At 69.6% G+C, this 16,954-nt stretch carries 14 protein-coding genes and 2 pseudogenes; 5 read left to right on the forward strand and 11 right to left on the reverse strand.

Annotated features, from left to right (window positions below; translation table 11 throughout):
- Window positions 1–6: 6 nt before the first annotated feature.
- The gene (locus tag RM423_RS14935) at window positions 7–669 is read left to right on the forward strand and encodes a DedA family protein (RefSeq protein ID WP_311423838.1); all 663 of its coding nucleotides are present in this window, start codon (window positions 7–9) and stop codon (window positions 667–669) included.
- On the opposite strand, the gene RM423_RS14940 is transcribed toward RM423_RS14935, so the two are convergent.
- Window positions 645–1,646, reverse strand: coding sequence for a YihY/virulence factor BrkB family protein (locus RM423_RS14940; RefSeq protein WP_311423839.1), 1,002 nt, complete (start codon window positions 1,644–1,646; stop codon window positions 645–647). The two genes, RM423_RS14935 and RM423_RS14940, sit on opposite strands and share 25 nt — an antisense overlap.
- The gene (locus tag RM423_RS14945) at window positions 1,643–2,413 is read right to left on the reverse strand and encodes a uracil-DNA glycosylase (RefSeq protein ID WP_311423840.1); all 771 of its coding nucleotides are present in this window, start codon (window positions 2,411–2,413) and stop codon (window positions 1,643–1,645) included. Before RM423_RS14945 ends, RM423_RS14940 begins: the two co-directional genes overlap by 4 nt.
- A gap of 594 nt (window positions 2,414–3,007) precedes the next feature.
- Between RM423_RS14945 and RM423_RS14950 the strand changes: the two genes are divergently transcribed.
- Entirely contained in the window at window positions 3,008–3,505 is a 498-nt protein-coding gene (locus RM423_RS14950) for a hypothetical protein (protein WP_311423841.1), read from the forward strand.
- 102 nt (window positions 3,506–3,607) lie between these two features.
- Here RM423_RS14950 and RM423_RS14955 read toward each other — a convergent pair whose 3' ends face one another.
- Together RM423_RS14955 and RM423_RS14960 are read right to left on the reverse strand one after the other, a co-directional pair.
- Window positions 3,608–3,910, reverse strand: a complete 303-nt coding sequence (locus RM423_RS14955) for a hypothetical protein (protein WP_311423842.1) — start codon at window positions 3,908–3,910, stop codon at window positions 3,608–3,610.
- Between the two features lie 54 nt (window positions 3,911–3,964).
- A complete protein-coding gene (locus tag RM423_RS14960) occupies window positions 3,965–4,795 on the reverse strand; it encodes a hypothetical protein (protein WP_311423843.1) in 831 nt (276 codons plus the stop codon).
- Window positions 4,796–4,999: 204 nt separating this feature from the next.
- On the opposite strand from RM423_RS14960, the gene RM423_RS14965 reads away from it, so the two are divergent.
- A complete protein-coding gene (locus RM423_RS14965) occupies window positions 5,000–5,776 on the forward strand; it encodes an ANTAR domain-containing protein (protein ID WP_311423844.1) in 777 nt (258 codons plus the stop codon).
- Here RM423_RS14965 and RM423_RS14970 read toward each other — a convergent pair.
- From RM423_RS14970 to RM423_RS25680, 4 genes and pseudogenes are all read right to left on the reverse strand, one after another.
- The gene (locus RM423_RS14970) at window positions 5,769–6,023 is read right to left on the reverse strand and encodes a hypothetical protein (protein WP_311423845.1); all 255 of its coding nucleotides are present in this window, start codon (window positions 6,021–6,023) and stop codon (window positions 5,769–5,771) included. The genes RM423_RS14965 and RM423_RS14970 overlap by 8 nt on opposite strands.
- Window positions 6,024–6,140: 117 nt before the next feature.
- Complete coding sequence (locus RM423_RS14975; protein WP_311423846.1) at window positions 6,141–6,887, reverse strand: GAF and ANTAR domain-containing protein; 747 nt, start codon at window positions 6,885–6,887, stop codon at window positions 6,141–6,143.
- A gap of 133 nt (window positions 6,888–7,020) precedes the next feature.
- Window positions 7,021–8,192, reverse strand: a pseudogene (locus RM423_RS14980) (ATP-binding cassette domain-containing protein).
- Window positions 8,193–8,376: 184 nt separating this feature from the next.
- Window positions 8,377–8,781, reverse strand: a pseudogene (locus tag RM423_RS25680) (ATP-binding cassette domain-containing protein); the annotation flags it as partial.
- Window positions 8,782–8,783: 2 nt separating this feature from the next.
- Here RM423_RS25680 and RM423_RS14985 point away from each other — a divergent pair.
- Window positions 8,784–9,494, forward strand: coding sequence for a hypothetical protein (locus RM423_RS14985; RefSeq protein ID WP_311423848.1), 711 nt, complete (start codon window positions 8,784–8,786; stop codon window positions 9,492–9,494).
- A gap of 56 nt (window positions 9,495–9,550) precedes the next feature.
- On the opposite strand, the gene RM423_RS14990 is transcribed toward RM423_RS14985, so the two are convergent.
- Both RM423_RS14990 and RM423_RS14995 read right to left on the reverse strand, forming a co-directional pair.
- On the reverse strand, window positions 9,551–11,845 hold the full coding sequence (locus RM423_RS14990; protein ID WP_311423849.1) for a putative bifunctional diguanylate cyclase/phosphodiesterase: 2,295 nt from the start codon (window positions 11,843–11,845) through the stop codon (window positions 9,551–9,553).
- 3 nt (window positions 11,846–11,848) lie between these two features.
- Window positions 11,849–13,897 (reverse strand): putative bifunctional diguanylate cyclase/phosphodiesterase, encoded by a 2,049-nt coding sequence (locus RM423_RS14995; protein WP_311423850.1) that lies wholly within the window; start codon window positions 13,895–13,897, stop codon window positions 11,849–11,851.
- Between the two features lie 197 nt (window positions 13,898–14,094).
- Here RM423_RS14995 and RM423_RS15000 point away from each other — a divergent pair, with 197 nt between their 5' ends.
- Complete coding sequence (locus RM423_RS15000) at window positions 14,095–14,298, forward strand: hypothetical protein (RefSeq protein WP_311423851.1); 204 nt, start codon at window positions 14,095–14,097, stop codon at window positions 14,296–14,298.
- A gap of 39 nt (window positions 14,299–14,337) precedes the next feature.
- On the opposite strand, the gene RM423_RS15005 is transcribed toward RM423_RS15000, so the two are convergent.
- Entirely contained in the window at window positions 14,338–16,920 is a 2,583-nt protein-coding gene (locus RM423_RS15005) for an excinuclease ABC subunit UvrA (RefSeq protein WP_311423852.1), read from the reverse strand.
- Between the last annotated feature and the right edge of the window lie 34 nt (window positions 16,921–16,954).

The raw sequence follows: 16,954 nt of genomic DNA on the forward strand, positions 1-16,954 counted from the left end.
TGTGCCATGAGTGTGACCAGCGCGATCGTGGAGCCGGTGCTGAACTTTTCAGGCCTGCCGGCCTACAGCCTGGTCGGTGCGCTCGCCTTCGCCGAAGCGGCCGTGTTCGTGGGATTCGTGCTGCCCGGCGAGACGGCGGTGATCCTGGGCGGCGTGCTCGCCTACCGGCACTCCGTCTCGCTCACCGTGATGGCCATCGTCGTGGTGGCCGCGGCGATCATCGGCGACAGCGTCGGCTACGAGGTCGGCAAGCGCTACGGTTCCCGGCTGCTCGCCAGCCGGATCTTCGCCAAGCATCAGGACGCCATCGCCAAGGGGCAGCGGAGCCTGCGCGAGTCCGGCGGCCGTGCGGTGTTCCTCTCGCGGTTCACGGCGTTTCTGCGGGCGGTGATGCCGGGAATGGCTGGCGCGTCGGGCATGCCGTACCGCAAGTTCCTGACCTTCAACGCCCTCGGCGGCCTGGTCTGGGGACTGGGGTTCACCATGCTGGGATACCTCGCCGGCGCGAGCTACCAGCGACTCGAAAGCTACGCGGGCAAGGTCAGCCAGGTGATCCTGGCGGTGATCGTCCTCGGGGTGGTCGGCTGGGTGATCCGGCGGCGGCGCGCCGAGGGTCAGCGGGCCGACACTCAGCGGGCCGAGGCTCAGCGGTCGGACTCCTCGGACTGACCCTCGTGCTGGTCGAAGTCGACCCGCACGCGCTCGAAACCCTTGTGCTTCTCGGTCACCGGATAGGACCGGTACGCGCGCCGGTCCCCCGCGGTGAGCTGGACGGCGTCGGTGAACGGCGTCAGCAGGCTGCGCGGCCACATGCGCTTCGCGCGCACCGCGTTGTACTCCGCGCAGAGGACCAGGCCGAGAGCGCCGAGGTAGATCCAGGCGATCAGGCCCAGCACCAGTCCGAACACCCCGTACGTGGCACTGGCTCCCTTGAGCTCGTGCCCGACGTAGTACGTCCCTACTTCTTGCAGTCCCTGCCACAGGACGGCCGCGGCGAGCGCCCCCGGCCGCACCTGCTGGATGGTGATGTCGCCGGCGGTCATCACCCGGAAGGCGAGCATGAAGAGCAGGGCGTTGACGGCCACCGCTACCACCGTGGTCAGAACCCGGGACCCGGCGCCCAGGTTGGTGCCGTACGCGCCCGCGCCCGTGGTGAGCGCTGACAGCACGGTCGTCGCGATCACGCCGCCACCGACGATCAGCAGCAACAGCAGGCTGATTCCGCGCGCCTTCAACGGGTTGGGCCGGGCATTGCGCGGCACCGCCCACACCTTGTTCATGGCGTTCTGGCTTGCCTGCGCCACCCCCAGGCCGCCGTACAGGGAGCCGAGGATGCCGACCACCAGCGCGAGCACCTTGCCGTGCAGCTGGTGAATGTTGTTCCGGAGCTGGTCGCCGATCACCGGGAACTGGCTCAGCGCCGAGTTCAGCACCTCGTCCTGCAGCTCGCGGTTGCCGTGCAGCGCGTAGCCCAGGATGGTGACGAGCAACAGCAACAACGGGAACAGCGACACGAAGGCGTAGTACGTGATGAGCGCGGCGAGGTAGTTGCCCTGGTCGTCGAAGAACTTGTACAGCACCGCCAGCGGCAGCCCGGCCCAGCGGTGGCGTTGCTGGAAGCGATCCAGCGTTGAGGTGACGCTCACCGGCGGGGGCCGGAACCCTGCCGAGGTGGCAGGTCGGCCGACTCGGCGGCGCTCCTGAGAACCCGCTCCAGCATCGCTGGCGTGAGCTTGCCGGTGAAGGTGTTCTGCTGGCTGACGTGATAGCAGCCGATCAGGTCGAGGTCCGGCACATCCGGACCGGACAGGGTGCGGCGCGCGCCGTGCCCGAACACCGGTCGGGGGCGCGGGATGACCCAGCCAGCCGCCGCCAGCACCGGAAGCACCGCCTGCCAGGCGAAACCGCCGAGCACCACCATGCTGCGCAGCGTCGGACGGAGCAGCTGCAGTTCGGCCGCGAGCCAGGACCGGCAGGTGTCGCGCTCAGCGGGCGTGGGCTTGTTGGCCGGCGGCGCGCAGTGCACCGGGGCGGTGATGCGGACGCCGTACAGCCGCAGGCCGTCACCGGCCGCGACGGAGGTGGGTTGGGAGGCCAGCCCGACGGCGTGCAGGGCCGCGAAGAGGACGTCTCCGGAGCGGTCACCGGTGAACATCCGGCCGGTGCGGTTGCCGCCGTGCGCGGCCGGGGCCAGGCCGATGATCGCCAGCGCGGCGTCGGCGGGACCGATCCCGGGCACCGGCCGGCCCCAGTAGTCCCAATCCCGGTACGCGCTGCGCTTGACCCGGGCTACCTCTTCACGCCAGGCGACCAGTCGTGGGCAGGCCCGGCACTGGGACAGCGTCGCGTCGAGTTCGGCGATGCTGGAAACCTGCGACGCGCTGACCACACTCGCCGCGTCGGGGATGCCCATGCGGTCGATGGTACGGGCGCCCACGTGGTTCGATCGGTCGCCCGCTGGCCCCATTGACAGCGACCGTCACGCCTTGAGCGACCGTCACACTTCGAGGCAGCGACACCTCAGGCACCGGCGGAACGCGATGGCTGTCTCGCTGCCGCCGGTACGGCTCACCCATCGGTGTCCGACGACGCGGCACGTCATACCGGGCGGCAGCAGCGGCACGGCGCTGCAGCTGGATATCTCGCGCGAGCGAAGGACCGCGTGCCTGTTCGTGGCGGGCGGTGGGTCGGACCATTGACGAGCCATGGGTGGCGCCTCTCACTGCTCTCGGCACGCGTCGCACGCACGAGAGGTCTTAGGTGGCGCACTGCCGAGCCGCTTCTCAGGTTAGCGCATAACGGAAATCTTGCCCCCACTTCACCCAGCAGTAAGCGAACCGTCTAGCTCGTGACCGGTGGCCGGAACACCCGATCGGCTCGCGACCGGCTTCGGGGACACCGACCAGAGGGGAGCGCTCCCACAGCAGGATTCCCCCTCTGAGCAAGGAAGAAGTCGATCACCGTCCGCGACCGCAGTTATGTCGGCTGTCACCTCTATGCTCGCCCGGTGATCGCAACATCCGCGCCGCTGAGCGTGCTCGCCGACTCCGTCGGAGATGGCCCCCTGCTGGCCGCACTCATCTCAGCACTGGTCGCGCTCGTCGTCGCGCTGCTGACGCAGGTTCTGGTTTCTCACCGTGACTCAGTCGCTCGGCGCTACGACCGACGGCGGGCCGCCCTGCTTCTGGGGCAGGACGCGGCACTTGCGCTTCGTGGGCGCCTCATCGATCTGGGGCGGGTTACCCGCCGGGATGCCGGTCAGCCCTCAGCGGAGCTTGCCGAGGCCGAGCGCCGCTTCGATGACGCGCGGGCACTGCTGGATGTCTCGCTCACCAGGATCGATGATCCCGAGGTGGTACGGGCGGCCACCCTGTGGCGCGATCACGCCCAGCAACGCCACATCAGCACCCTGGACGTCACAGAGACGGAAGAAACCGCGAGCTGGATGCAGTTCAACGTGCTGATCGGCAAGGCGCTGACGTCACGGCAGGGACTCAGCGGCTGAACCTCACCACCGCCCAGGACGGCGCCGTTCGTGCTGAGACGCCGGGCAACAAGCTCGGCCGGGCAGGCCGGGCAGGCCGTCGGGCGCGGCTGGCGGCGTGGCTCAGGCGGTGGCCACCGGCACACCGCGCCGCAGCGTCAGCCGCTCGCTCGCTCCGATCGCCTCGGCCGCGCTGCGCAGGTAGCCGGCGAATTCGTCCGGTGCGTCCATCACGATGAGTTGTGCGGCATGACCACCGCCCAGTAGCCGTGACACGAGTTGGGCCGCGAAGGACCCAGTACCACTGAGCAAGCCACTGCCGTCTACCAGCACCGTGTCGCCCGCGACCGGTCCGAGCTTGTCCGCCATGTCATCGGCGAAGTCACGCCCAGCCACCAATCGCGGCAAAACGAGAGTGCGCGTCACGATCTCATCCCCCAACTCGATCGAATTGTCACAGACTCGAACCTCATTGTCGCACTAGTTGACATCACAAGACAGCCTTTGCAGCGCGTGCCGGGATGCCGGAACGCGTCCTTCGAGTAACGTGCCGACCCATCGCGGCTCCGTCTCGGAGTGCCAGACGTCGGTCGCACTGAGCTGCACCGTCGCGGTACCGGAGGCGAGGAACACCGCCCCGCCGAGCGCCGACACCTGCTCGATGGTGTTGGGCAGGCCGCAACCGCGGGTCGCGTCCTCGTCCTTGAGCCGGCTCTCACCAGAGATCGCCAGGCCCAGCGCGGACCTGTCGTCGTACGCCCCGCGGCCGACAAGGGTGCCCAGCAGTCCGACCCCGCAGTCCGCCACGGCGAAACGCAACTGCTCGAGCTGCCCGATCGCCTGAGCGGCCATGAACCCGGTCGCCTGCGCGTGGTCACACACGTTGGCGCCGATCTCGGCAAGCCCGTTGTGCAGTGCCGCGGCGGACCGCGCGTCGAGCGGGTACACCCGGTCATGCACCAGCCCGGCCATCCGCTCGGCGTCGGAGCGGCACGTCAGCTCGGTGATTTCAAGCAGGCTGTCGTGCCGGTCGCGCTCCCGGGTCTTCGGAAGCTCGTGCGAGCCACCGAACTTGTCGATGATGGTTCCCAGCCGCATCCGCGCGGCATAGCTGGCCAACTGCCCCGACGGCCCCAGCAATCGAAACGGAACGCTCGCCCGATGGGACGCGTGCGCCATCGCTGCCACTCCGACGAGATGCAACGGGTCGATCCAGGACACGTCGCGCAGGTCCACCACCCGAACACCGCGCACCCAGCGAGAAGCGAGCGCCTCGAGCTGGCTCGGACCAGCGGATGAGTCAGTGACCACCGGGCGTCCAGCTCCCTTCGACGTTGGAGTGCCCAGCCTAAGGTCGGCCACCGACAGTTTCGACAGACCGCGACTGCTTCCGTCCACATCTGACGCTGTGCTCACGGTCGGCTGAGTATCGTTACGACGGGTTCTAACGGGTCAGCCCGCCGTGGCTCATATGCGGCATCGCAGCACACGCCGCTGACCCAATCAGGAGAACCCATGAGTGTCACTCCGATCCTTCTCGACAACCGCGAGCCGACCATGCAGCTCGAGGACTCCTCACTTTCCGCCGTCCTGCATGTGCTCGGCGCCGTCGAATCGTCGGCAGATCCCAAGACGGTGTTCCTCAGCGTGGCCCGCGCTGCCGTCCCCGTGGTGTGCGACTCAGTCACCGTGATGCTCGAAGCCGACCGGGAGCAGCGCCTGCACTTCAGTCATCCGGCCGGGGCAACTGAGCCCGCTCCGGTCGGCAGCACCCTCGCCGACGGCCTCGGGCGCCATCACCTCACCGGAGACAGTGTGATCACCCCCATCGAGAACCCAGGGGCCGGAGACCAGAAGAGCTATCGTGGCGCATTGATCATGACATACCAGGGGTACCGGCCCTCGTCCGCTCAGGCGCTGATCGGGCACTTGCTCGTGACGCAGGCGAACTCGATCGTGCAGCGTGAGCGGCTCGCCGACAAGGCGGCACACCTCGAACGGGCGCTGGCCAGTAACCGCGAGATCGGCTCGGCAATGGGCATCCTGATGATCAACCACAAGATCACCGGCGACCAGGCCTTCGACCTGCTCCGCCGCACCAGCCAGCACGGGCACCGCAAGCTCAGCGCCGTCGCGTACGAGGTGGTCCAGATGGGCATGCTCGAATTACCCGCGGACGTCTCAGCGTCGGACACCGCGCCGGCCCCCACGCCATCGCGTCGAGCGCGGACTGCCGGCTCCGCGGCTCGTCAGTCGCCGAGGCCTGGAGCACGGCCAGCGTTACCTACCTGATCTTGACAGTGTTCCGGTAACCCACTGAGCAGGGTTCGCCCCGCTCCAGAAGGTGTTCGTTGAGGGCCTGCGCGATCACATTGTGCTGGTGCAGGTCCGGAACGAGCACTCCGAGCACGTACGCCTCCGTCTCCAGCCGGCCTGCCACCCCGCCGACCGAGATTTGGCACAACCACAGCTCCTCATGCGACAGCCCTGACGCGGCGAGGCCGTCGGCAAGGCTCAGGTCGGGCGTACTCGGGTACATCAGTTCGCTCCTACGCGGGCCAGCTGTCGCAAACAGCTCCGAAGACACCAGCGCGCCCATGGAGTGGACCCCGGCTATTACCTGAATATGGCACGGCGCAGGTGAGCCCGGGATAAGTTAGCGGCCGGGCAGGTGTCCGGTTCTGGTCAGATCGTCGGCGATGTCATTCAGCTTGCGGTTGGTGTCCTGGCTGGCCCGCACCAGCAGCCGGAACGCCAGCGCCGGCGGCAACTTGAACCGCTCCATCAGGATTCCCTGGGCCTGCCCGATCGTCTCGCGCGTCCGCACTGCCGCTCGCAGGTCGTGCCGGGCCTGCTCACTGGACATCGCCACCGCCGCGTGGGCCGCGAAAAGCAGCGCGACGTGCTCGGACTCGTCGTCGAAGGCATTCGGCTTCTCGCTGGTGAGGTTCAACGCCCCGAGGCCATCGCCGCTGACGAACAGCTGCACCGCCAACATGCTTCCGACGCCGAGCTCGCGCGCCCGCGTCACGAAATCCGGCCAGCGGGTCTCGACCGTCAGATCCGACAGCCGGACGGTCTCCTGCTGGTAGAGGCTGTCCAGACAGGGGCCCTCGCCGCTGTCGTACTGCGCATGGTCGATCGCGCGCGGCAGCTCGTCCGTCGCGGCCAGCGTCCGCACCTCGCGCCCGCGCCGGATCTGGGAGATGCTGGCGTGCTGGGCTCCGGGCACGGTGTCGACGGCCGCCTCGACGATGCCCTTGAGCGTCTCTTCGACGCCCGCTTCGTGCTCCAACAATCTTGCCAGCTCGCTCAACCGGTCGGCGAGCTCGTCCTGCCCGACCGCGCTGCCGCCATTTTCCGCGGACGGTCGGCCCCGGCCGTCCAGGGGACTCTGTTCCACGCTCATAGGCCTCCCCTCATCGAGGATGGGCCGGGCAAGAATCAACCTGGCGCACCGCGCCGCATTCCCGCGACGACCTCAGTGTGCCCTATCTGAAGCGATTAAGCGCTTACGGTACGTCGCTGTACCGCGCTCACCCCTCGCTGACCACCCCACCGGCCATCGACAGCTGCCGGCTGGTACGTACGGCCGCCAGCATCTGCCGATCGTGGGTCACGAGCAGCACGGTGCCGGTAAAGCAATCCAGCGCCGATTCCAGCTGCTCGATCGCCGGCAGGTCCAGATGGTTGGTCGGCTCATCCAGGACCAGCAGGTTGACGCCTCGAGCCTGCAGCAGCGCCAGCGCGGCCCGGGTGCGCTCCCCCGGCGAGAGGGTGTCGGCCGGCCGCCGCACGTGCTCCGAGCGCAGTCCGAACTTCGCCAGCAGGGTGCGCACCGACGCGTCGTCGAGCTCGGGAAGATGCTCTCCCACAGCCCGGGCCAGCGTGGCGTCGGAGTCGAAGAGGCTGCGCGCCTGGTCGACCTCACCGACCACGACTCCCGCGCCCAGGGTGGCCGTCCCCTCGTCCGGGCTGAGCCGGCCGAGCAGTAGGCCAGCAGGGTGCTCTTGCCCGATCCGTTCGGGCCGGTGATGGCGATCCGGTCCGCCCGGTCGACCCGCAGGTTCACCGGTCCCAGGACGAAGTCGCCGCGTCGCACGACCGCCCCGTTCGCCACGGCCACCACCGCCCCCGACCGCGGCGCCTGCGCGATCTCCATCCGTAGCTGCCACTCCTTGCGCGGCTCGGCGACCTCCTCCAGGCGCTCGAGAAGCCGCTGGGTCTGGCGCGCCTTCGCGGCCTGCTTCTCGGTCGACTCGCTGCGGAACTTGCGACCGATCTTGTCGTTGTCGGTCGCCTTGCGGCGGGCGTTGGCGACCCCCTTGTCCATCCAGGAACGCTGAGTGTGCGCCCGCTGCACCAGGGACTCCCTGCGGTCGGCGTACTCCTCGTAGTTCTCGCGCTCGTGCCGGCGTTCGATCTCGCGCTCCTCCAGATACGCCGCATAGCCACCGGAGACGTGCCTGGTGGCGTGCTGGGCAAGGTCGAGTTCGAGCACGCTCGTCACGGTTCGGGCGAGGAACTCCCGGTCGTGGCTGACCAGCACCGCGCCGACCCGCAGGCCGGTCACGAAGCGCTCCAGCCGGTCCAGCCCGGCGAGGTCCAGGTCGTTCGTGGGCTCGTCGAGCAGCACCGCGTCGAAGCGGCTGAGCAGCAGCGCCACCAGCCCGGCACGGGCCGCCTGGCCGCCGGACAGTGCGGCCATCGGAGCAGCGAGATCGACGCCCAGGCCGACGTCGGCGACCACCGCGGGAGCCCGGTCGTCGAGATCCGCGCCGCCCAGGCCGAGCCACCGCTCGAAGGCCGCGCTGTAGTCCTCGCCAGCGCCGGGCGCCCGCCGCCAGCACGAGCGCCGCCGCGTCCATCCGGGCCCGGGCCTGCCGCACCCCGGTGCGACGGCCGATAAAATCGGACACGCTCTCGCCCTGCCGGGCGCCGCGCTCCTGGGCAAGGTAGCCGACGACCGCGGCGGGCGGGTTCAGGATCACGGTTCCGGCGTCCGGTAGGAGAAGGCCGCCCAGGATCCGCAGCAGGGTGGATTTGCCCGCGCCGTTGACACCGACGAGGCCCACGACGTCCCCGGGCGCGACCACCAGGTCGACATCGCTGAAGAGGACCCGGTCTCCCGATGAGGCCGCCAGACCGGCAGCTACCAGGGTTGCGCTCACGGCCTGCAGGGTACCCGCCACGCCGCGCCGCGCCGGTGTCCGCGAGTCGGTGTGGATTATCGACCTTGTGCACCCGTATGCTCGCCTTCTCGGCGGCGCTGCTGCCGAGGCCGAGGGGAGCGTCACGGGTGGAAACAGCCGCTTTGCTGAGTTTGCACTTCGACCCGCAAGGCGACCTGCTCGCAGCGGCCCGGAACTGTGAGGCCGAGGTCTTTCTGGGCGCGTACGGCAATACCCGGCAGCAGCTCGAGGACGAGTACGGGCCCTACGAGGACGCCTCCGTCTTCATCGCCGTGGCCCATGCCGGTGGCGACGTGCTCGGCACCTGCCGGTTGATCCGGCCGACCGGCGCGGGACTGAAGACGATGCACGACGTGGCGCGAGAGCCGTGGTCCGTCGATGCCGCCCGCGCCGCCCGCGCCGCCCGGCTGGACCTGACCCGGACCTGGGACGTGGCCACGCTCGGTCGCCGACGCGGCCTGAAGGGCCCCGGCAAGCTGGCGGGCGCGGCACTGTTCCACGGCCTGGTGCAGGCCATCCGGGCCAACGACATCCGCTCGACCGTGATGATCATCGACCAGCGGGTCCGCGTCCTACTCGCGGCGGCGGGCATGACCGGGCAGCCACTGCCGGGCACCAGCCCCGCGCCCTATCTCGGCTCGACCGCGAGCACCCCGGTGTACCGGCACTGCGCCGAGGCCTTCGACCAGCAGCGGCTGGCCAACCCGGACGCGCACCGGCTGTTCAACGACGGCATCGGGCTCGACGGCATCACCGTTCCGCCACTGCGGGATTTCGTGTTCCGCCAACCACAGCCGGCACTGGCCACCGCGTCCTGACGGGCAGCCGACCGGCTCAGCTGTTTTCCGAAAGCCTCAGCCCTTTTCCGAAGCGCTCACTGATCCGCGCTGCCGTCGGCCCGCATCGAGGCCATGCCGTCGTCAGCCAGCCGCGACCACTCCCGCACCCAGCCCTCGACCTCGCCGGCGGGCATCGGCCGGGCCACGTGGTAACCCTGCAGGACGTCGACGCCCATGGCGATCAGGTCGGCCGCGGTGGCGGCGTTCTCGACGCCCTCGGCCACCGTCCGCAGGCCCAGCGCGTGCGCCATCTGGAAGGTCGAGGCCACGATCATGCGGCTGCGGCTGTCGGTGCGCATGGTGGAGATGAAGGACCGGTCCATCTTCAGCTCCTGCACCGGCAGGTCGCGCAGGTAGGACAGTGACGAGAACCCGGTTCCGTAGTCATCGATGGCGATCTGCACCTTGTGGTTGCGGATGCCGCGCAGGATCGTCCGCGCGCGCTCGGGCTCGGCGATGAACGAGTCCTCGGTCACCTCGATGACCAGGCTGTCGGGAGGCAGCTCCGCTTCGGCGATGGCCTCGAACAGCCGGGGCAGAAAGGCTCCACTGAGCAGCTCCGGCGGCGCGCAGTTCAGTGACACCCGCGGGTCCAGCCCCTTGTCGCGCCACCGGCGCAGATCGGCCACCACCATCCGGCCGACCGCGTCGGAGAGCTGCAGCATCAGCCCGTCCCGGCGCGCGGCCGGCAGGAAGGCGATCGGCGAGAGCAGTCCCTGCTGCGGGTGCTGCCACCGGACCAACGCCTCCAGGCCGCATACCCGCTGGGTCGCCGCGTCGATCTGCGGCTGGTAATACACGACGAGCTGACCGTCCGGAATGGCCCGCCGCAGGTCCTCGGCGAGCTGCAGCTTGTGCCGGGAGAAGTCGTCACTGTGCGCGTCGTAGATCACCGCACCCGAACGGGTGGACTTGGCCTGGTACATCGCCACGTCCGCGCGGCGCAGCAGCTCGACGCTGGCCACGTCGCTCCCGGTCCGGACGGTCACGCCGATGGACGCGCTGGTGCTGAGCTCGATGCCATCGACCAGCGTCGGCTCCAGCAACACGTCCCGGATGGTCTGGGCCATCTCGAGCAGCTCGATCACGTCGTCGTCGGGAACCACGATCGCGTACTCGTCGCCGCCCAGCCGGCCGATCAGCACCGAACTAGGCAGCGCCTCGCGCATCCGGTGCGCGGCGAGCTGCAGAACCGAGTCGCCGGCCGCGTGCCCGAGGGTGTCGTTGACCTCTTTGAACCCGTCGAGGTCGAGCAGCATGAGCGCCAGCGGCCCGTCGGTGGCCAGCGCTCCCTCGAGTTCGGCGATGACCGAGCGCCGGTTGGGCAGCAGCGTCAGGTCGTCCGTGCGCGAGAGGGCGAATGCCTCGGCCGCGCCGTTGGCCTCGCGCAGTGCCAGCACCAGCCGACCGCCCGCGGCGAGCAGCGTGACCACAGCCGGAACGGTCAGGTACGGACCGAGCCCGCTCTGCGGCCGGAACGCCAGCACGGCGATCGCGGCGGCGGCGGCCACCACCATCAGGCCGGGGCCGGCCCGGCGTGGCAGCGCCTTGTGGACGTGGGTCCGGCTGGAGCACGCGGTCTCGACGACGAGTGCGAAGCCGGCGGCCCACAGCAGACCGTCCAGCACGCCGAAGCCGTACGTTCCCGCCGACACGTGCACCACGAAGCTGAGGTCGGCGACGGCGAACAGCAGCAGTCCCAGGCACAGCATGACGGCCTGCGAGATTCCCCAGCGAATCCGCAGCACGACCTGCGCCACCACCAGCAGGGCCAGGGCGACGTCGATCATCGGGTAGAGCAGCGCGAGCAACGAGGGCACGCCGTCGCTGCCGAGCACGCCGGCGACCGGGGTCATCAGGGTGCTGCCCGCCAGGCAGGCGGTGCCTCCGCACACCACGATCGCCTCCAGCCAGGCGTCCAGAGCGGTGTTCATGCGGTGCGCCGTGTCCAGCACCAGGTAGCCGGCCAGTGCGAGGTACGAGGCGAGGAAGAGCCACTCGCCCGGCGCGGGAAAATGCGTCACGTCCGGGCGGAAGCTGGCGTTGAGCACCGTCGACCCGGCGCCCCACAGCAGCAGCGCCGCGAACAGCACCAGCAGCGAGCGGCGGCGTCTCAGGCCGGCCACGGCGGCCACGGCGACCCGGAGCAGCAGCAGCACGAAGAACACCGCCAACGTCACGACGTGGACGGTCTGGACGCCGGTGCCCGAGCCGGAAACCCCGAGGACGTTTATCAGGAAGCCCGCGGCGATCACCACCCACACCGCGACGCCCAGCAACCGGACGCTCCGCAGCGCCACCGCGGTGCGCGCCGACGATCTGTTCGACATGGTTCAGACCGCTTCGGCTGGTTCGGAAAGGGAGGTGGGCAGGGGTGCCTGGAAGCTGCGCGCCCGCAGCCATTCGGTGGCCTGGCCGGCTGTCATCGGCGCTTGAATGTACCAACCCTGGGCGCCGTCGCAGCCGAGGTCGCGCAGCGCCAGCCACTCCGCCTCGGTCTCGACGCCCTCGGCGATGGCCGGCATGCCCAGGGCGTGGGCCAGGTCCACGATGGCCCGGACGATGCCGATCGCGGCCGGGCCCTCCGACAGCTTCGACACGAACACGCGGTCGATCTTGAGCTCGTCGACGGGGAGCGACTGCAGCCGCAGCAGGGATGAGTAGCCGGTGCCGAAGTCGTCCAGGCTCAGCGTCACGCCCATGGCGTCCAGCCTGCGCAGGCCCGCGTTCAGCCCCTCGGACCCCTGGGCCACCACGCGCTCGGTGATCTCCAGCTGCAGCATTCCCGGCGGCAGGGCGTGCTGGCGCAGGCCGGAGGAGACCAGGTCGCCGAGCCGGTCGCCGAGCAGGTCGGTCAGCGACACGTTCACCGCGACCGGCACCGAGAAACCCTGCGTCCGCCATTGCGCGATCTGAGCAAGCGCGAGCATGACCACCCGGTCGGTGAGCAGATGCATGCTGCCCGAGCGCTCGGCCAGCGGGATGAACTCATCCGGTGGGACGAAGCCGCGTTGCGGGTGCTGCCACCGTACGAGAGCCTCGACTCCCATCAGCGTCGAGTCCCGCAGCGACACCTTGGGCTGGTACTGCAGGGTGAGCAGGTCGTCGTCCAGCGCCTGACGCAACTCGCCCAGCAGGGTCAGCCGGTCGGCGGAGTTGTGATCGCGATACACCGAGTACGTCGCCACCCCGCTGCGCGTCTCCTTCGCCACGTACATCGCGACATCGGACAGGCGCAGCAGGTCTTCGGCGTACAGGGCATGCTCCGGGTGCATGGCGAGTCCGATCGAGGCCTCCACCTCCAGCAGCATGCCCTCGAGCTCGATCGGGCTCAGCAACGAGTTCCGGATGCGCTCGGCGACGCCGCGCACCTCGGCCTCGTCGGCCTCCGGCACAATCACCGCGAACTCGTCACCACCCAGGCGTGCCAGGTGGTCGCCGGCCCGGACGGCCTCGCGCAGCCGGTCGGCGAAGCGGATCAGCAGTTGGTCGCCGACATGGTGGCCCAGGGTGTCATTGACCTCTTTGAAGTGGTCCAGGTCGATGAGGAGCAGCCCGAACGGGCGGCCGTCCCGGCGCGAGCGGTTGAGCTCCGCGGCCAGGGAAGCCTGCAGATGGATGCGGTTGGGCAGCCCGGTGAGTGGATCATGACCGGCTTGATGCTCTTTCTCCAGCGACATCTGGGCCATCTTGTAGACCAGCACGAGTGGAATCAGCAGCAGCGGCAGCAGCTCCCAGGCGGTGCTGGCGACCGCGACGACGAGTGGGGACAGGGCGAGCACCGAGAAGGTGGTGGCAGTGTAATGCGGAAAGTCGTCCAGCAGGAATGCGCGGAACGAGCTGGTCCAGGCCAGCGCACCGGCGACCAGGACCAGGTTGGTGAAGAAGTACACGACACAGGCGCCGAGCATCCAGCCGAGGTCGGTGCCGCTGAGCTCGGTGAGCGGGTGGTCCAGCGAGGGCGTTCGGGAGCTGAGGACCATGACCAGCCAGGCGGCGGCGAGCGAGAGGTTGTACTGGCCGACGTTGAAGGCGACCTTCCACGGGACCTTCCGGGCACGGACGTCGGCCGCGGTCGAGGCGATGCTGATGACCACGACGGCGGGCCAGAGTCCCCAGAGGAACAGGATCGCGCAGGTGAAGGCTGTGGACATCACGACGCCCTGCGGATCGTGGCCGCGGCCCTGTACCAGCGGCCGCAGCTCCAGCACCACCAGCAGCACCGCGGTCATCGCGAGCGGGGCGCCGGCGACACTCAGGGATGAGACGGCCACCGCGTGCACCGCGTAGACCAGCAGGCTCCAGCCGAGAATCACCGACGGATACCAGAAGAGCGTGAACAAGGACGCAGTACGCAGAGATGGACGGCTGTCGCTCGACATGCTCGCCTCCCCTCGGGCGTCTTATCGGCTCGTAATCGACAAAGGTGAGTGTTCCACCAGAGCTCGGAGTATAACTTAACAGCACTCTCACGACCTCTTCAGTGCCGCGAGCCGCCTGGAAGACGCACGGCCAGAGTCGAAAAGCCGGGGCTAGAGTCGAAAGGAGACCGGCGACAACGACGACTGCGGAGGCTGCGATGTCCAACCCCATCGACGAAGAGACGTACGGCGATCGGGCCGAGCACGACCCGAAGGACGTCCAGCACGGCAACCCCGGCAAGCCGCAGTCCTACTACCTCTCCCAGGGCACCGAGGAGACCGAAGCCGACCCGAGCGACTTCGGCGACGACCCGGGCGAGGTCGTGCCGGGGACGGTGCGCCCGACCAGGGACGAGAGCTGAGTTCGTTCGCCTTCGCCGGGCTTGTGAGCTCAGGTCAGCTCAGCTGAGACGGGCGGCCAGATAGGGCGCGGTCCGGCTCACCTGGCTGCCGGCGACCTCGTCGGGACGGCCCGCGGCGACGATGCGGCCACCGTCGGCACCGGCTCCCGGCCCGAGGTCGATCACCCAGTCGGCGCCCGCGACGACACCCATGTCGTGCTCCACCACGACCACCGAGTTGCCCGCGTCGACCAGCCGCCGCAGCTGCCCCATCAGCTGTTCCACATCGGCGGGGTGCAGTCCGGTCGTCGGCTCGTCCAGCAGGTAGAGCGTGGAACCACGGCTGGCCCGCTGCAGCTCGGTGGCGAGCTTGATCCGCTGCGCCTCACCGCCGGAGAGTTCGGTGGCGGGCTGGCCCAGCCGCAGGTAGCCCAGGCCCACCTCGGCCAGCGTGCGCAGGCTGCGCACCGCCGAGGGCAGGTCGGACAGAAAGGCCAGCGCGTCGTCCACCGTCAGGTCGAGTACGTCGGCGATGGTGCGGCCGCGGTAGGTCACCTGCAGGGTCTCGGGGTTGTAGCGCGCGCCATGGCAGGTCGGGCACGGTGCGTACGTGCCTGGCAGGAACATCAGCTCCACCGCGACGAACCCCTCCCCCTGGCAGGTCTCACACCGTCCGGCCTGGACGTTGAAGGAGAACCGGCCGGCGGTGTAGCCGCGCGAGCGGGCCTCGTCCGTGCCGGCGAAGACCTTGCGGACGGCGTCGAACAGACCTGTGTACGTCGCCAGGTTGGAGCGCGGGGTGCGCCCGATCGGTTTCTGGTCCACCCGCACCAGCCGATCGACCAGGGCAAGTCCCTCGGCGTGCCGGCTCACGTGCTCCAGCATCGCCAGCGTCGAGTCGGCGGTGTCCTCCGGATCGGCCACGTCCGGTTCGGCCTCGTCACCGCCGCCCGCGGGATCACCCCGGCCGGCCGCTGCCAGGTGGTGTGCGATCACGTCGCCGAGCACCTTCCCCACCAGGGTCGACTTGCCTGAACCGGAGATGCCGGTGACCGCGGTGAAGACCCCGAGCGGAAAGTCCGCGTCGAGCTTGTCCAGGTTGTGCAGGGTGATTCCGCGCAGCCGGAGCCAGCCGGTCGGCTCCCGGCGCGCCGGGGCCGGCGTCCCACGCTCGTCACCGGACGGGAACAGGAAGCGGCGGGTGACCGACTCCGGCACCTGCCGCAGTCCGGCCACCGGCCCGCTGTAGACGATGCGGCCGCCACCCGCGCCGGCGCCCGGGCCGACGTCGACGATCCATTCCGCCCGCTGGGCGATCTCCATGTCGTGCTCGACGACGAACAGCGAATTCCCCGCCGCTATCAGCCGATCCAGCACCGCGAGCAGCGGTTGGGCGTCGGCCGGGTGCAGGCCCGCGGACGGCTCGTCCAGCACGTACACCACGCCGAACAGGCCGGAGCGGAGCTGGGTGGCCAACCGTAGCCGCTGCAGCTCGCCCGCGGACAGCGTCGGTGTCGCGCGCCCCATGCTCAGGTAGCCCAGCCCCAGCTCGTCCAGCACTTCGACGTGTGCGACCAGATCGCGCGCGATGACGACGGCGACCTCGGCCGCCCCCGCGGCGGCACCGGCTTGGGAGCTCCAGGAGACCCGGTCGAAGGCCCCCGCCTCGGCGAAGGTCGTGGTCGGTCGTAACAGAGTCGCCAGCTCGCGTAAGGGCAATCGGGCCAGCTCGGCGATGTTGTGGCCGGCGAAGGTCACGGCGAGGGCGTCCGGGCGCAGCCTGCCACCGTGGCAGCTGGGGCAGTCTGCCGTCCGGACGAACCGCAGCATCCGCTGCCGCATGGTCGGGCTCTTGGAGTCGGCCAGGGTGTGCAGCACATAGCGCTCGGCGCTGACGTACGTCCCCTCGTACGGCCGCTGGATCCGGTTCGCCTCGCGCACCGGGTGCACCGTGACGACCGGCGTCTCGTCGGTGAACAGGATCCAGCGGCGATCAGCCTCGGGCAGCTCTCGCCACGGCTTGTCGATGTCGTAGCCCAGCGTGGTCAGGATGTCGCGGTAGTTCTTGCCCAGCCACGCGCCCGGCCAGGCCGCGATGGCGTGGTCGCGGATGCTCAGCGACGGGTCCGGGACGAGCGACTCCTCGCTGACCTGGTGGACCCGGCCGAGGCCCTGGCATTCCGGGCACGCACCGACCGCGGTGTTCGGCGAGAAGGTATCGGAATCCAGGCGATGTGCGGTTCCGGCCGGGTAGGAGCCGGCCCGGGAGAACAGCATCCGTAGCAGGTTCGACAGCCCCGTGACGGTTCCGACCGAGGAGCGCGAGGTGGCCGACCCCCGTCGCTGGTTCAGCGCGACCGCGGGCGGCAGTCCGGTGATCTCGTCCACCTTCGGCGCGCCGGCCTGCTGGATCAGCCGGCGGGCGTACGGCGCGACCGATTCGAAGTAGCGCCGCTGCGCCTCGGCGTAGATGGTGGCGAAGGCCAGCGACGACTTGCCCGATCCGGAAACGCCGGTGAACGCCACGAAGGCGTTCCGCGGAACGTCGACATCGACCGAGCGCAGGTTGTGCACCTGCGCCCCGCGTACCCGGACGAACGGATCGGACGGGCCGGGCTGCGCCGGTTGCTGAGAGCTGACCACCGGGCGAGCATCGCAGACTCCCGGATCGGACCGC

It is taken from the genome of Jatrophihabitans lederbergiae, assembly GCF_031845305.1.
Classification (GTDB): domain Bacteria; phylum Actinomycetota; class Actinomycetes; order Mycobacteriales; family Jatrophihabitantaceae; genus Jatrophihabitans_A; species Jatrophihabitans_A lederbergiae.

Bases quoted from the DNA above. Each gene is read 5' to 3' on its own strand.
- RM423_RS14995 (WP_311423850.1), bottom strand. From the start codon at position 13,897: ATGTCGAGCGACAGCCGTCCATCTCTGCGTACTGCGTCCTTGTTCACG.
- RM423_RS14945 (WP_311423840.1), bottom strand. From the start codon at position 2,413: ATGGGCATCCCCGACGCGGCGAGTGTGGTCAGCGCGTCGCAGGTTTCC.
- RM423_RS14970 (WP_311423845.1), bottom strand. From the start codon at position 6,023: ATGTACCCGAGTACGCCCGACCTGAGCCTTGCCGACGGCCTCGCCGCG.
- RM423_RS14990 (WP_311423849.1), bottom strand. From the start codon at position 11,845: ATGTCGAACAGATCGTCGGCGCGCACCGCGGTGGCGCTGCGGAGCGTC.
- RM423_RS15000 (WP_311423851.1), top strand. From the start codon at position 14,095: ATGTCCAACCCCATCGACGAAGAGACGTACGGCGATCGGGCCGAGCAC.
- RM423_RS14935 (WP_311423838.1), top strand. From the start codon at position 7: ATGAGTGTGACCAGCGCGATCGTGGAGCCGGTGCTGAACTTTTCAGGC.
- RM423_RS14965 (WP_311423844.1), top strand. From the start codon at position 5,000: ATGAGTGTCACTCCGATCCTTCTCGACAACCGCGAGCCGACCATGCAG.